This is a genomic window from Acinetobacter sp. YH01018 (assembly GCF_013420295.1).
Classification (GTDB): Bacteria; Pseudomonadota; Gammaproteobacteria; order Pseudomonadales; family Moraxellaceae; genus Acinetobacter.
In genome coordinates, this window is record NZ_VOYL01000015.1 from 14,892 (window position 1) to 30,272 (window position 15,381).

Below are 15,381 nucleotides of genomic sequence, written 5' to 3' on the forward strand. Positions count from 1 at the left end.
CGCTCAGCATTGTTTCCTGTTCTGCAGTAAGTTATGACAATAGGCAAGTGAAAAGAAACGTTTGCTACATATTGTGCAACCATATCCACATCTCAAAAGCGATTTAAACAGGGGCGATTTTCTGTAGGCGAAGGGTAATTAACTGAATGGGGGCAGAAAAGATATATTTACCTTCGTCGAACTGCGGGCATACGGCTACTTGCCCGCCGATTAAACAATATTTAAATCGAAGAGCCGAGGAGAATATTCAGGGAGGAAATAAACACCGGCATCAAGTTTACTCGATAGGGAAAACGCTTAGCTTTGTACGCTCTGACGTACATTGATTTAGGGATTTTGCGGATTGGAACCGCAGTTCTTTTTTCTTAAGATCAAGTCATACAGGAATAGGATATTCCGGAACAGAAAACAACAATAATACGTTCAAACACCAGGACTGTGAGGCAAGACAGGAGTCATGCTTAATCAACCCATACGAAAAACCCCGGCAGGATGCCGGGGTTTTTTCTTTGTCATTGCGTCATGCTCATCAGCTGTGCTGATGAGCACTATCTCATTTTTAGGGCTGGCTACCGCAACTTGCATACAATCAGTAATCCTCCGCAATGGCATTATTTGATATGAGTGCTTTTATGGAATATGGCTTGAAAAAAAAAGAGCACCGTAGTGCTCTTTGATTTGGACTTCAACTTTACCGCTTAGTAGTCAAAGCTAAAGTGTTCAGGTGCAAGTGACGTCATGGTCTTGGATGGGTTGACCATTGCTTCGGCATGACCTTGACTGCGTGGAAGCAGGCGTTCGAAGTAGAAATCAGCCGTTTTGATTTTCGCTTTGTAGAACTCAGGCACTTCCTGACCTTCACCGGAAGCCAGTTTTGCCGAAGCTACAGCGGCTTGCTGCGCCCAGAAGTAAGCCATCATGACATAACCCGAGAACATCAGGAAATCGACGGAAGCAGATGACACGATGTCACGGTCTTTACGTGCCGCAAGCATGATACGAACCGTGAGTGCATTCCATTGCGCACATAGCTTGGTCAGGTCCCAGGCAAAACGGCGCATGTATTTGTTGCGTGCATGCTGACCGCAGAACTTCAGGATTTCAGCCGTGTAGTCACGAATCACTTTACCTCTAGAGGTTAACAGGACTTTACGGCCAATCAGGTCAAGTGCCTGTACACCGGTGGTGCCTTCGTAAAGGGTAGAGATACGCGAGTCACGTACAATCTGTTCCATGCCCCATTCTTTGATATAACCATGACCGCCGTAGACTTGCATACCATGGTTGGCAGCTTCAAAACCCAATTCAGTCAGGAAACCTTTCAGGATAGGGGTGTAGAAACCCAGGTGGTCATCATGCGCTTCATAGGCTGCAGTATCGCCATGCATTAACGCATCTGCCATTTTGTCGGCAATTTGCGCGGCATAATAAATCATTGCACGACCGCCTTCAGCAATCGCTTTTTGAGTCAATAGCATACGGCGTACGTCAGCATGATGAATGATCGCATCCGCCACTTTTTCAGGGTCTTTTTTACCTGAAAGGGCACGCATGGACATACGTTCTTTGGCATAAGGAAGGGCGCCCTGGAATGACAGTTCAGCATGCGCAATACCTTGGATTGCAGTACCGATACGTGCCGTGTTCATGAAGGTGAACATGGCATGCAGGCCCTTGTGCGGCTCGCCAATCAGGTAACCCGTTGCATTGTCAAAGTTTAATACCGCAGTCGCTGAAGCGCGGATCCCCATTTTGTGTTCGATTGAACCACAAGTTACAGGGTTGCGCTCACCCACGCTACCGTCTGCATTGACCAAGAATTTTGGCACGATGAATAGCGAAATACCTTTGGTTCCTGCAGGCGCATCTGGAAGGCGTGCGAGAACGATGTGAATGATGTTTTCTGTTAAATCGTGTTCACCGGCAGAGATAAAGATTTTCGTACCCGAAATGGCATACGTGCCATCTGCATTTGGTTCCGCCTTGGTTTTCACCTGGCCCAAGTCTGTACCGCATTGTGGTTCGGTAAGACACATCGTGCCTGACCATTCACCGGTGACCAGGTTTGGCATATAGGTATTTTTCTGTTCTTCAGTACCAAACTGAAGAATCGTGTTCATACAGCCGATACTCAGACCTGGGTACATCTGGAATGACCAGTTCGCAGTACCCATCATTTCTGATTTGATCAGGTTTAAAGATTGCGGCAGGTTTTGACCGCCAAATTCTTCAGGGAAAGAAAGACCTTGCCAGCCGCCTTGCACAAATTGGTCATACGCTTCTTTAAAACCTTTTGGTGTTTTGACTTCACCATTTTCAAAGTGGCAGCCTTCTTCATCACCGGATTGGTTAAGTGGAGAAAGTACGTTTTCACAGAAATCTGCCGCACCTTCAAGAATCATGTCTACAGTGTCAGCATCTGCTGCTTCACCATTTGAGAGAGTTTTATAATGTGTTGGGTAATCAAGCACTTCGTTCATTAAGAAACGAATATCGTGCAAAGGGGCTTTATATGCTGGCATAGTCTTAATCCTAATTTAGAAATAGTTCTGGATTATCTGTATCGATACCTTGATTATTCACATTTATCATCAAAAAACATTGATAAGGATAGCGATTAAAAATGTCAGAAATGCGAATTATAAAATATGCTCGACCCAATAGTATCAACATCCTATTATGTTATATTGGGTTGTAATTCTGTAGCTTAGAACAGAATAAAGTATAATGAATATAAGGCGTTTACATGTGAAGGCACAACTAAAATATTTAACTTTTTGTCTTTGTAGTCTCAGTTTCGCAGGCTGTTCACAGCATGTCATAAAGACCAATCCGAATCAGGTGGCAACTGTAGAGCAAAGAGCGATTCATGGTCTAAATGCGATGTTTGAAACATCTAGTTATGATTTTCGGGGCAAGCTCAGTGTACAGTCTAGTCCGGACATAGGACGTCAAAAAGCACAGCAACAAGTCAATCCGGCGATAGCATTTGAACCGGCATTGAAAAAACGCTTAGATCAATATTTAAAAGCGCAAAATATCCGTTTAAACAGCACTGAAAAACAAAACCTGTATGCCGCTATGGCGAAACAGCAGCAAGCGCATGCGGACAGTTTTGCTTCAGAGGACAAGCTGAGTTCATTCAATATTTTTGCATTGAATTTACTCAATAATACGCAATTTGAATATGATGGTTCTGTGCATTATCGAGAAAAGACCGCTGCTTTAAACTTGGCAGCCCGTTATGAAAAGCCGACCTTGCTGGTGCAAATGAAAGTACCGATGGTGGTCGATTTTAAAGAATATAAATTTTATACCAATTATTTTTCTTTGATGCCGTATTTGGTGAATAAAGACAGTCAAAACAGCTTTGCCTATATTGATTTCTCGAAATATAAAGCTGATTTTGAACGGGTAAATGTAGCGAAGTTGGCTGATTATTTAAAAGCGGTAAATGCCTTGCCATATATTTTGGCTGATGCTAGACAAATCAAAAGCCTGCCACTGAGCGTTGCAGAGAAGAACGGTCAGTTGACTGAAAAAATACGTTTTAGCAGCACCTTGGAAGAACTGATGTTGCAAATGGCCCTGTTTGAACAGGTGAATGAGCCGTATTTAAAGCGCTCCGTGCTGGGCTATACCGCGGCTACTAAAGTGAGCGATGCCGGGAGTGAAAAGCAGGCGGGAGAGGCTGTAACCCAGGCTGTGGAAGATACTGCTTCACCTGTGCAAGCAGGTAAAGCTGATGCTGTGGCTCAAGATGGCACAGCCTATAGTGCAACACTTGCCTTGCGTGAACTGGTCAGCGACAAACTTTATGGTTCGGCCGATTCACTGGTAGACGAAGAGGATGTAGCGCTAGAAACAGAAACGGATGATGAAAGCCCGACAGAACAAGACACTGCTGATGAAACTATCACTCTTACAGTAGATGACTGCCAGCGTATAATTGCTACGCCAAAAACAGCCCAAGTCGGTGATTTAACATACTGCCTTTCTGCTTATGAATTAGATGCTTTTAAGCGTGTTGAACCAGTACAGATCACGGCTTCGGTTGAAGCGAAGGACCGTTCGGTACACGAAAAATTAGCCTTGGTCTTTGCACCGTATGTTTCTGAACAGTTTATAGATGCAGCGCATTTTGCTGAGCTGTGGGCAACGCACCAGCCTGAAATTCGTCAGGTTCTAGCGGCAAGTTCGCCAGCTAAAAAGACCCCGATACAAATAGATGTCGGTTTAGATGCTCAGGGACGTGCGGCACAGGTCGATTATGCTGTGCAATTCCTTACTGAAAAGTACGGTAAAATTGATGTACAGGCCGATATGCGTGTATTTAATTATGGGCAAGCCAGCAAAATTGACCGTGCTGCATTGCGCGATGCCAAGTCGATTCAAGAGGTGAGCAAAGGTTCAATTTTAGAAAAATGGGTGAAAGATGTAGGGCGAACTCTGGAGCAGCCAGCTGCTGTGATGGAAGGAACTAAAGCCGAAGCACCCGCCTTAAGCTATGAGGATGAGTTGAATCTGTTGGCCGATAAAACCTATCAGCAAGCCCAGTCGTTCAGTCAAACCTATCAAACCTTATTTTTGCTCGATATGGCTGCAGAGCAAAGTGAGTGGGTGAAAAACCTTAGTCCGCAAACCTTGCAAGAAATGGCAGAGGTGTATGCCTACTGGTTTAGCGATGAACAGTATTATGATCCTAAAGGCAAAGAACTTGAGCGCATTAAGGCCTTACAGAAAAAGCATCATCTTGAGGATGATAGCCAATTCAACCGGGCTATAGGCAGCCATGTTAATACCTTGACTGAGCGTGCTGTAGGCGAAGGTAAGGTCGCTGCAGCTTGGCACCAAGCCGCGAAGCAGTATAAGCAGCCACAGCATATTTTTGCCCAGCAATACCTGAAAGCATATCGGGAGGAATATCCGGACAATGCCGCCGACTCGCGTGTGCTCAAAGAAACTGCGCAGATTTTGGGGCAAAGCTATATCGACAGCAAGCATGGAAAATTAAGTCAGAAAACGATTCAAGACCTGACTCTTCAACATGCTGAAGTTATTAATTATGAAATATATATGGAAGTGTATGAAAATATGCAGAAATATGTAAAATAAACAGGAAGATGGTTCAAAAGAATCTCAGATCATCCTGAGGTTCTTTTGATGGATGTTAGTTAAAGAAAGTCTTTTAATTCAGGTTTAATGCCGTTCCAGATATAAAAAGCTTCAATCGCTTGTCCAACCAGCATGCCATAACCTTCTGAAGTCGGAACACTACGGGCTTTGGCTTGATCTAAAAAGCTGGATGGCTTGCCATAGGCCATTTCATAGGCATGCTTAAATTGTAAAGCTTCAGGTAAAACCAAGGCATCGCCGGTTAAACTTGCCGAAGTTGCATTAATGACAATATCAAAATGACCAGCCAGATCATTTAAAGAAGTGGCTTCAAGGGTGGCTTGCGGCACAGCAGGTTTTAAGTCGGCAACCAGTTGTTCTGCGCGGGCTAAAGTCCGGTTAGCGATGACAATTTTTTTCGCACCCGCCTGTACCAAAGGGTAGATGACACCACGGGTTGCACCCCCTGCACCAATAATTAACAGCTCGCTATTGTCGAGTTTCCAATCTAGGGCCTTGATGGCATCGACCAGACCTTGACCATCGGTATTGTCGCCATACAGCTTGCCATCCTGCATCCATAGAGTATTGACTGCCTTGGCAATTTTGGCACGTTCGGTTAATACCGCGCAGGCCGCAAAAGCTTGCTCTTTGAAGGGCACGGTCACATTCATGCCCATACCGCCCTGAGCAAAAAACTCCTGGATATTGGCTGCAAAGCCATCCAGTGGGGCAAGGCGTTTGCTATAGCTCAGGTCAATGCCAGTTTTTTTGGCAAAAGCATGATGCAGTTCTGGAGAACGTGATTGTTCGATTGGATTGCCAATCACGGCAAATTGTTTGCTCATTTCACAAGGTCCGTGTGCGGAAATGGCATTCAATATACGTGATTTTTCCCGCGGGCTAAAGCCACTACGGAAAGGAAAAATGACAAGGAAGAAAAAAGAGGGGAAATCGTTAAAGCGGTAAAGTTAAATCCTGTTAAGGATTACAAATTTCGCGAATGGTATCTTCCAGCCACATGGCTGCAGTAAAAAATAGGGCAAAACCTGCAAATACGGTAAAGCTAATCGACACGCTGTCTGCAAGGGTGTTATGTGAAAGCAAGGTAATGGTGATAGAACACACAATTAGGGTTAAAATACACCAAAATAAAATCACCTTATTATTTAACATTGTGTTGAGCATCGTTTCTCCTTCAAGCATACTTTTTTGTATTTATCCATGTTGATTAAATCAGTATAGGTCATGAATATCATGATCCAGTCTAAACGATTTTTGTGACACACTCGTGTCTAGTGCTGTAAGTAAATATGTCGGTTTTTCTTGCATTAATAGCCTGGTTGAGTATCTTAATTAAATTAAAATATTGATTTTAATTATTTAAATATTTTGATGTCGATTTTTTTAAAATTTATTTCAGTGAAAAATCCCTTTTTCTGTAGGGAAAAAGGGATAAAAATTTTTTTATTTTTTAAGTTCAGTCAACCAGTCATGCGGTTTTAAATAATAGTCGGTTAAGCGTTTTTCTGGCGAATTTTCTTCCCATTCGGGACGATACGACCAGGCTGCCAATGGGGGCATACTGACCAAAATAGATTCAATCCGGCCGCCGGTTTGCAGACCAAATAAAGTGCCACGGTCATAGACCAGGTTATATTCGACATAACGGCCACGACGGTAAAGCTGGAAATCGCGCTGTGCTTCGCTATACGGGTTATCCTGATTGCGTTGAAAGATGGGAACAATTGCTTCCAGGTAACCATTGCCGACAGCCTGCATATACTGAAAGCAGGTTTCAAAGTCCCACTGATTTAAATCATCAAAAAATAAGCCGCCAATACCACGCTGTTCGTCACGATGTTTTAAATAGAAATAATCATCACACCATTTTTTGTGTTCTGCATACACCGTATCACCAAAGGGTGCGCAAAGATCATGGGCCTTTTGATGCCAAGTCAAAACATCTTCATCATTCGGATAAAATGGTGTTAAGTCGAAACCGCCACCAAACCACCACACTGGATCCTGACCTTCTTTTTCGGCCACGAACAGGCGCACGTTGGCATGTGAAGTCGGCACATTGGGATTCTTCGGATGAATCACTAAAGACACACCCATAGCCTGGGCTTTAGCACCGGCAATTTGGGGATGGCGTTCTGTGGCAGAAGCGGGGAGTTTAGCAATGTTGATGTGAGAGAACATGACTCCGCCTTTTTCAATGACGCTGCCGTTTTGCAAGACCCGTGAACGGCCGCCACCGCCTTCAGGGCGCTGCCAGTCATCAATTTCGAATTGAGCTGTGCCGCCTCCTTGTTGTTCTTGTTGTTCAAGTGCCGAGCAAATACGACTTTGCAGATCAAGCAGGAATTCGCGAACGCGTTGAATATCGGCAGATGTAGGATGCTGCATCAAAGCCCTCATAGCGGAAAAGAAAACTGAGATACATCAAAGCATAAATTGTATAAAAGAGTAAGGATTTTTATGCAGCATGTTTTTTTATTGAAAAAGACACCATCCATTTTATGGAGACTTTGATTCAAAGTGATCGCTGAAAAATATCCCGACTAGATCACTAGGTTGAATTCTATAAGTAAGCCCAGCAAAATGAGTTGAATATATGATGCAAAATATGGGTTCGGTTATAAGTATAACCGGCTGTTGCAGTAGATAGTGGATAGCAACGATGACGCGTTCTTTAATTCAAAAATATAATGTACCCGGACCCCGTTATACCAGTTATCCAACGGTGCCGTATTGGGAAGCCGAGCCATTTTCGCTTGATCTGTGGAAACAGAGCTTAAAACGTTCCTTTGATGAATCCAACTCAAGTGAAGGCATCAGTTTGTATATCCATCTGCCTTTCTGTGAAAGCCTGTGTACTTTCTGCGGCTGCCATAAAAAAGTGACCAAAAAGCATGAGATGGAACAGCCTTATATTCAGGCCGTGCTGAAAGAATGGGATTTGTATTGCCAGTTGCTGGTAACAAAGCCGAAAATTAAAGAAATTCATTTGGGCGGCGGCACACCGACCTTCTTTTCGGTTGAGCATTTACAACAGTTAATTCAGGGCATATTGGCAAAGGCAGAGGTGGCTGCCGAGCATGAATTCAGTTTTGAAGGGCATCCTAACAATACCACCCGTGAACATCTGCAAGCCTTATATGATCTGGGTTTTCGTCGGGTCAGTTACGGGGTCCAGGACTACAATGAAACGGTGCAAAAAGCCATCCACCGGATGCAGCCTTTTGAACATGTACAGCGTGTAACGGAGTGGGCACGTGAAATTGGTTATACGTCCATTTCACATGATTTGGTTTTTGGTCTGCCTTTTCAGAGTTTGCAAGATGTGCTGAATACCATTGATCAAACCAATCGGTTAAGGCCGGACCGTTTGGCATTTTATAGCTATGCGCATGTGCCCTGGATTAAGGGCAATGGCCAGCGTGGTTTTAAAGATGCTGATGTACCGAAAGATGAAATAAAACGCCAGTGCTATGAAGAAGGAAAGAATAAGTTACTAGCGCAAGGTTATCATGAAATTGGTATGGATCATTTTGCTCTAGAAAAAGACAGTATGTGCCAGTCCTTTAAACAGGGGACTTTACATCGTAATTTTATGGGCTATACCGCATCCAAAACCCAAGTGATGATTGGCTTGGGGATTTCTTCGATTAGCGACAGCTGGTACAGCTTTGCGCAAAATGAAAAAAAACTGGAAGACTACTATGCACGTCTGGAGCAAAATGAAATTCCGGTGGTCAAAGGCCATGTGCTGAGTACAGAAGACCTGATGATCCGTAAACATATCTTGAACTTGATGTGTACTTTTACTACATCTTGGGCATCGAAAGAGATGCAATTTCCTGAATTGCCCGAGGTTTTGCGGCAACTTGCAGAAATGCAGCAGGATCAGTTGTTACAGATTGATGAGCAGGGCATTACTGTGACTGAGCAAGGCAAGCCTTTTGTGCGTAATATCTGTATGGCCTTTGATTTACGCCTAAAACGCCGCGTTCCGGAGAATCGGATTTTTTCGATGACGATTTAAATCCCTACAAACTTCCCTTTTAAAAAAGACAACTCCCTCCTTTAGCAAAGGAGGGTTGGGGTGGATTTGTATAAAGTCGGGGAGATTTATAAAATAAGTGGGATTTAAAAATCGCCTTTCTTATACATATGCGCCATGCGTTCATGTTTGGTTTTTAAATACTCGGCATTAAAAGGATTTAAACCGACAGTGAGCGGCACACGGTCAACCACATCAATGCCCAGTTCTTGTAGTGCCTGAATCTTTGAAGGGTTATTGGTAATCAGTTTAACCTGCTTGACCTGTAAATGGTCGAGCATGATGGTACACATGTCATAGTGTCGTGCATCCGCGGGCAAGTTCAGCATCAAGTTGGCATCAACCGTATCGTGTCCCTGATCTTGCAGGGCATAGGCACGAATCTTGTTGGTTAGTCCAATACCGCGACCTTCCTGACGTAAATACAGAATCACGCCTTGACCGACTTCATTAATCAGTTTCTGGGTGGCTTGCAGTTGCGGGCCGCAATCGCATTTCAGTGAAGCAAAGGCATCACCGGTTAAACACTCAGAATGTATTCTCACCAATACCGGTCCGACAGGCGGCATATCCAGACCTTTAGACAGTGCTACATGTTCTTCACCCGTTTTAGGATCTTGAAATACCGTGATTTTAAATTCACCAAAAGCGGTTGGTAATCTTGAAGTCGCGACAAATTCTATGGGCACTGCTTAACTCGTTAAATAGTTCATTAATTAGCTAAAGTATAGCTGAATGATTGGACATTAGTTGAATTGTAAAGATGAATTTATGCAGAAGATTTTCTTTTTTGTATAAAGAGAACGATAATGGTTGATAAATAGTAAGATTATTCAGGATAATCTCGCTCATGAACAAACACCCAGTGTAGAGATTTGCCTCTAAACTGCATCGCTAGAAATGTGGCTGATTTAAAGGTGATACAATTCGATCATTATGCTCGAATAAACCCATTGACCTAGCTTAGGATTTGCCAGGCTTTAGAAGGCTTCGCCATTTATGTTGTATACAGAAATACCGACTCACCGACCTGTAACTCCGTTGCTGAATGCGATTGATCATCCGCAACAATTACGATTGCTCGAGCGCAGCCAATTAGAACAAGTGGCAGATGAGTTACGTCAGTACATTTTGTATGCAGCAGGACAAAGCGGTGGACACTTTGGTGCTAACCTGGGGGTGATCGAACTCACTGTGGCTTTGCACTATTGTTTTAATACGCCGCATGACCGTCTGATCTGGGATGTGGGTCATCAGGCCTATCCGCATAAAGCTTTGACTGGTCGCCGTGAACAGTTGACCACCATTCGCGCCAAAGACGGTTTGGCTGCCTTCCCGGCGCGTGAAGAATCGATATTCGATACTTTTGGCGTGGGACATTCTTCAACAGCCATTTCTGCGGGATTGGGCATGGCACTGGCACGCCGTTATCAGAACGATCCGTGTGAAGTGGTGTCGATCATTGGCGATGGTGCCATGACGGCCGGTATGGCCTTCGAAGCCATGAATGATGCCGTTGCACATAATGCAGATTTAATCGTGGTACTGAATGACAATGACATGTCGATTTCATGCAGTACCGGTGGATTTGCTAAACATTTGGCTGCCATTTGGGAACGTGGTGAGTCGGTGAATGTTACTGATGAGGGTGATGCGTATATCCAGCCGCATCCGGAATGGACTTACAATTCACGTTTGCACTGTGCTGCCACTGAAGCTGCAGACAACCTGTTTAAGGCCATTGGTTTTGACTATTTTGGTCCATTTGACGGTCATGATGTCAATCAGCTGGTACAGGTATTTAATGCCCTAAAAAAACGTAAAGGTCCGCGTTTAATTCATGTCTATACCAAAAAGGGTAAAGGCTTTGCGCCTGCGGAAGCCGATCAGATTAAATACCATGCTATCAGTAAATTAAATACTGCATCTTCAAGCAATGCAGCACCGAAATATTCCGATGTGTTTGGACAATGGCTCTGTGATGAAGCTGCCCAAGATCAGCGTTTGCTGGCGATTACGCCGGCTATGTGTGAAGGTTCGGGCATGGTGCAGTTTGCCAAACAGTTCCCGGAACGCTTTTTTGATGTGGCGATTGCCGAACAGCATGCCGTGACCCTGGCAGCAGGGATGGCCTGTGAGGGCTTAAAACCGGTCGTCGCGATTTATTCGACTTTTCTGCAACGCGGTTATGATCAGCTGATTCATGATGTGGCCTTGCAAAATCTGGATGTCACTTTTGGCATCGACCGTGCCGGGCTGGTGGGTGAAGATGGCCCAACCCATGCCGGTGCCTATGATTATGCCTTTATGCGTACCGTACCCAATATGGTGATCATGGCGCCTAAAGATGAAAATGAATGTCGTCAAATGCTGCATACTGCTTATTTATACAATGGTCCAGCGGCGGTACGTTACCCGCGTGGCAATGGTGTAGGGGTTGAAATTCAGCAACAAATGACGGCTTTGGAGATTGGTAAAGCAGAAATTGTAGCCAGTTTTAATGAATCTCAAGAAGACCAGATTAGCATTCTGGCATTCGGTAGCCGTGTCAGTGTGGCGGTAGAAGCAGCACAAACACTCGCCGCTAGCCATGAGGTGGGGGTGCGTGTGGTGAATATGCGCTTCATTAAACCGCTGGATGAACAGATTATTGAACAGTTGGCTGCGACAACCAGTCTATTTGTCACTGTTGAAGAACATGCCGTGATGGCAGGCGCAGGCAGTGCGGTAAACGAGTATTTGGCGCAGGCACAAATTGTTAAACCAATCTTGAATTTGGGGCTGGCAGACGTCTTCATGCACCAAGCTTCACATGCACAGATGCTGCAACAAGCCGGGCTGGATGCCAAAGGAATTGAAAAATCAGTTGAATTGGCCTGGTCAAAGCTTGTGCAGTCGGTGTCCTGATCAATTTAAAAAATTTTAGAAACATTTTTTCCCTAAAAGCCCTCGTATTTGTTAAAATGTGAGGGCTTTTATGCATTATTCTTTATCAATATCTTCAAATTTGTAGTGGGTGTTCAATGGAACCTATGGTGGTGATGGCTGCGCGTGCGGCTCAATTAGTTGGTCAAGAGCTTTTAAAAGCGCATCAAAATCGTCATAAACTCGATCTACAAGTCGAAGAAAAAGGGATTGATGGTCCGGTAACGCGTGTAGACCGTTATTTGGAACAATTGACTATCGATACGCTACGTAAAAGCTATAAAAACCACAGCTTCCTTGGTGAAGAGTTTGGTCTGCAAGAAGGTAAAGGTCACGACGCCGAATGGTGCTGGGTGATCGATCCACTTGATGGAACTTTAAACTTCATTAACGGTTTCCCGCATTTCTGTATTTCTATTGCTGTTCAGCACAAAGGTGTGACTCAACACGGCGTGATTTATGACCCTGTAAAAGATGAGTTATTCTCTGCCAGTCGTGGTCGCGGTGCCATGTTGAATCAACGCCGTATTCGCGTAAATGTCAAAGACAGCCTGCAAAATACTTTCCTTGCCGTAGGTCATGCTTACCGTGCTAAACGTAACGGTGAAGTGATCTCTTATGCAAAAAACCATTTTGAGTCATTATTAAACGTCACTGAAGCGGGTGCACAATACCGTCGTGCTGGTTCTGCTGCATTAGATTTGGCTTATGTTGCTGCAGGCCGTTTGGATGGTTATTTTGAACTGGGTCTGAAACCTTGGGATATCGCTGCAGGCGAGTTAATCGTGAAAGAAGCGGGTGGTACTGTAGTGGATGCACGTGGTGGTGCCGATTCTATGGAAAATGGTCAAGTACTTGCTTGCTCTATGAAAATGCTTAAACCTTTAATGCAAGCTGTTGTTCCGGCTTGGGGTGACGCAGCCAAGTAAGATCGATTGAATCGAGTGACATGACAAAAAAGCTCTCCTGGTGAGGGCTTTTTTTATTTCTGGATTAAATTCCTGATTCAATGAAAATGCCGGATAGCGCCTATTTGCCCGCATTTTTATCCAGATAAAGCGTTACATTACTTGTTTAAAAATTAAACAAAATTGAGTTGTAAAATAGACTGTTACTGAAAAAAACAGTATGTATGCATCATTTAATCGAAAAAAATGATTACTTTTTTAAATGGTTCTGTTATTATGCCGCCACGCACTTAAATTTCCGTTCTTTACCTGAACATTATCTTCTAATCATTGTATGCGCGTGCTGTCCATAGAGAGGACATATCCTTCGCGCCCCAATCGCTTAAGCGATTCCTTCAGGTTTGCGGCCGTAATCATGCGTGCGTTATATCCACATCGTCGTTATTCGGATCGCTGCTGAATCCTTATTTTTTCAGCTCTAATTGCTGTGCCGCTTTTTGCCGATGTCCATATTGTAATTTATTAAATGGAGCACCCATTTCAGGGTGAATACTCTCTATGAGCAAAACTTTTGCTGATTTTTCCCTCGATGAGTCATTAACACAGGCTCTTGAAGGTTTAGGCTTTACTACGCCAACTCCTGTACAAGAACAAGCGATTCCTGCTGCACTTGAAGGTAAAGACCTTTTAGTATCAAGCCAAACCGGTTCTGGTAAAACAGCTGCATTCTTGCTTCCAACTTTGAATGCACTTGCAAATCAAGATACTTTTGTACCGTTTAAAGAACGTATGAAAGCAATTACTCAACCATCTATTTTGGTAATTTCTCCGACTCGTGAGCTTGCACAGCAGGTATGTCAGGATGCGATTGCCTTGGTTCGCCATATGAAAGGCGTACGTGTAGCTGCAATCATGGGTGGTATGCCTTTTGGTAAACAAATCCAGCAGTTAAAAGGTGCACAAGTGGTTGTAGCGACTCCAGGTCGTTTACTTGACTTGGTTAACCGTCGTCAAATTAAACTGGATAAAGTGGATTCATTAATTGTTGATGAAGCTGACCGTATGCTGGATCTTGGGTTCTCTGAAGATCTAGAAGCCATTGGTGATTTGGCTGCAAACCGTAAGCAAACACTTATGTTCTCTGCGACATTTGCACCACGTATCATTACACTTGCAGAACGCATGATGAATGATCCGATGCGTATTTCGATTGAAACTGGTCACTCTACAAATACTGATATTACTCAGACTTTGCATTGGACTGACGGTTTCGAACATAAGAAAAAACTGCTTACTCACTGGTTGAACGAAGAAGACGTTGATCAAGCAGTCGTATTTGCTTCTACTCAAGAAGACACAGATATGTTGGCTGAAGAACTTGCTGAAGCAGGTTTATCAGTTGTAGCACTTCATGGTGCTATGCCACAAACTGTTCGTAACCGTCGTTTACGCAGCATCCGTGAAGGCCGTGCTAAGATCCTTGTTGCAACTGACGTTGCTGCGCGTGGTCTTGATGTACCAACCATTTCTCACGTAATTAACTTCGGTCTTCCAATGAAGAACGAAGACTATGTACACCGTATTGGTCGTACTGGTCGTGCCGGTCGTACTGGTAAAGCAATTACACTTGCAACTTACCGTGAACGCGGCAAGATCCGTGCTTTAGAAGACTTCCTGGAAGCGCGTTTAAACGTTTCTGAAATTGAAGGTCTTGAGCCATCTCCACCTCCTGCACGCGGTAGTCGTGATGGCGGCGGTCGTGGTCGTAGCGGTCGTGATGGCGGTGGTCGTGGTCGTGGCGGTTTTGGCGGTCGTGATGGCGGTGGTCGTGCACGTTTTGAAGGCGAAAGTAACTTCAAACGTCGTGAAGGCGGTGATGATCGTCCACGTCGCAGCTACGATGACAAACCACGTGGCGAACGTCCAGCATTCGGTGGAGAAGATCGTCCACGTCGTGAATTCAATAGCGACCGTCCACGCCGTGAAGGTGGTTTTGGTGATCGTCCACAACGCAGCTTTGGCGGTGAAGATCGTCCACGTCGCGAATATAATGGCGACCGTCCACAACGTAGCTTTGGCGGTGAAGATCGTCCACGTCGTGAAGGTGGTTTTGGCGACCGTCCTCGTTCTAACGATGACAACCGTGGTAACCGCGTAGACTATAAACCAGCAGGTGATCGTCCACGTCGCGAATTCAATGGTGACCGTCCACAACGTAGCTTTGGTGATCGTCCACAACGTTCGTTTGCTGATGATCGTCCTAAGCGTTCTTTCAGTGAAGATCGTCCTAAACGCAGTTTTGGTGAAGATCGCCCACGTCGCAAATTTAACGACTAATAACGTTAAATTTGGGTAGTAAAAAAC

General features: G+C 44.4%; 10 protein-coding genes. 5 read left to right on the forward strand and 5 right to left on the reverse strand.

Features of this window, described 5'->3' with window-relative positions; all coding sequences use genetic code 11:
- Positions 1-698 precede the first annotated feature (698 nt).
- Positions 699-2,522, reverse strand: coding sequence for an acyl-CoA dehydrogenase C-terminal domain-containing protein (locus FTT83_RS07255; protein ID WP_131273058.1), 1,824 nt, complete (start codon positions 2,520-2,522; stop codon positions 699-701).
- 226 nt (positions 2,523-2,748) lie between these two features.
- Here FTT83_RS07255 and FTT83_RS07260 point away from each other — a divergent pair, with 226 nt between their 5' ends.
- Positions 2,749-5,115, forward strand: coding sequence for a hypothetical protein (locus tag FTT83_RS07260; RefSeq protein ID WP_180042142.1), 2,367 nt, complete (start codon positions 2,749-2,751; stop codon positions 5,113-5,115).
- A gap of 59 nt (positions 5,116-5,174) precedes the next feature.
- Here the strand turns inward: FTT83_RS07260 and aroE are convergent, their stop codons facing one another.
- From aroE to hemF, 3 genes are all read right to left on the reverse strand, one after another.
- Complete coding sequence (gene aroE, locus FTT83_RS07265) at positions 5,175-5,963, reverse strand: shikimate dehydrogenase (RefSeq protein WP_180042140.1); 789 nt, start codon at positions 5,961-5,963, stop codon at positions 5,175-5,177.
- Positions 5,964-6,096: 133 nt separating this feature from the next.
- Entirely contained in the window at positions 6,097-6,303 is a 207-nt protein-coding gene (locus FTT83_RS07270) for a hypothetical protein (RefSeq protein ID WP_086195801.1), read from the reverse strand.
- A 279-nt stretch (positions 6,304-6,582) separates the two neighbouring features.
- Entirely contained in the window at positions 6,583-7,527 is a 945-nt protein-coding gene (hemF, locus tag FTT83_RS07275; protein ID WP_180042138.1) for an oxygen-dependent coproporphyrinogen oxidase, read from the reverse strand.
- 274 nt (positions 7,528-7,801) lie between these two features.
- Between hemF and hemN the strand changes: the two genes are divergently transcribed.
- Entirely contained in the window at positions 7,802-9,166 is a 1,365-nt protein-coding gene (gene hemN / locus FTT83_RS07280) for an oxygen-independent coproporphyrinogen III oxidase (RefSeq protein WP_180042136.1), read from the forward strand.
- 104 nt (positions 9,167-9,270) lie between these two features.
- Here the strand turns inward: hemN and ribA are convergent, their stop codons facing one another.
- Complete coding sequence (gene ribA / locus FTT83_RS07285; protein ID WP_166168681.1) at positions 9,271-9,873, reverse strand: GTP cyclohydrolase II; 603 nt, start codon at positions 9,871-9,873, stop codon at positions 9,271-9,273.
- Between the two features lie 310 nt (positions 9,874-10,183).
- On the opposite strand from ribA, the gene dxs reads away from it, so the two are divergent.
- The 3 genes from dxs (at position 10,184) to FTT83_RS07300 (ending at position 15,354) form a co-directional block, all read left to right on the forward strand.
- A complete protein-coding gene (gene dxs / locus FTT83_RS07290) occupies positions 10,184-12,091 on the forward strand; it encodes a 1-deoxy-D-xylulose-5-phosphate synthase (protein WP_180042134.1) in 1,908 nt (635 codons plus the stop codon).
- 116 nt (positions 12,092-12,207) lie between these two features.
- Positions 12,208-13,038 (forward strand): inositol monophosphatase family protein, encoded by an 831-nt coding sequence (locus FTT83_RS07295; RefSeq protein WP_166168685.1) that lies wholly within the window; start codon positions 12,208-12,210, stop codon positions 13,036-13,038.
- Between the two features lie 537 nt (positions 13,039-13,575).
- A complete protein-coding gene (locus FTT83_RS07300; RefSeq protein WP_180189939.1) occupies positions 13,576-15,354 on the forward strand; it encodes a DEAD/DEAH box helicase in 1,779 nt (592 codons plus the stop codon).
- The last annotated feature ends 27 nt before the right edge of the window (positions 15,355-15,381 follow it).

Bases quoted from the DNA above. Each gene is read 5' to 3' on its own strand.
- FTT83_RS07270 (WP_086195801.1), bottom strand. From the start codon at position 6,303: ATGCTCAACACAATGTTAAATAATAAGGTGATTTTATTTTGGTGTATT.
- hemF (WP_180042138.1), bottom strand. From the start codon at position 7,527: ATGCAGCATCCTACATCTGCCGATATTCAACGCGTTCGCGAATTCCTG.
- hemN (WP_180042136.1), top strand. From the start codon at position 7,802: ATGACGCGTTCTTTAATTCAAAAATATAATGTACCCGGACCCCGTTAT.
- dxs (WP_180042134.1), top strand. From the start codon at position 10,184: ATGTTGTATACAGAAATACCGACTCACCGACCTGTAACTCCGTTGCTG.
- aroE (WP_180042140.1), bottom strand. From the start codon at position 5,963: ATGAGCAAACAATTTGCCGTGATTGGCAATCCAATCGAACAATCACGT.
- FTT83_RS07300 (WP_180189939.1), top strand. From the start codon at position 13,576: ATGAGCAAAACTTTTGCTGATTTTTCCCTCGATGAGTCATTAACACAG.
- FTT83_RS07255 (WP_131273058.1), bottom strand. From the start codon at position 2,522: ATGCCAGCATATAAAGCCCCTTTGCACGATATTCGTTTCTTAATGAAC.
- FTT83_RS07295 (WP_166168685.1), top strand. From the start codon at position 12,208: ATGGAACCTATGGTGGTGATGGCTGCGCGTGCGGCTCAATTAGTTGGT.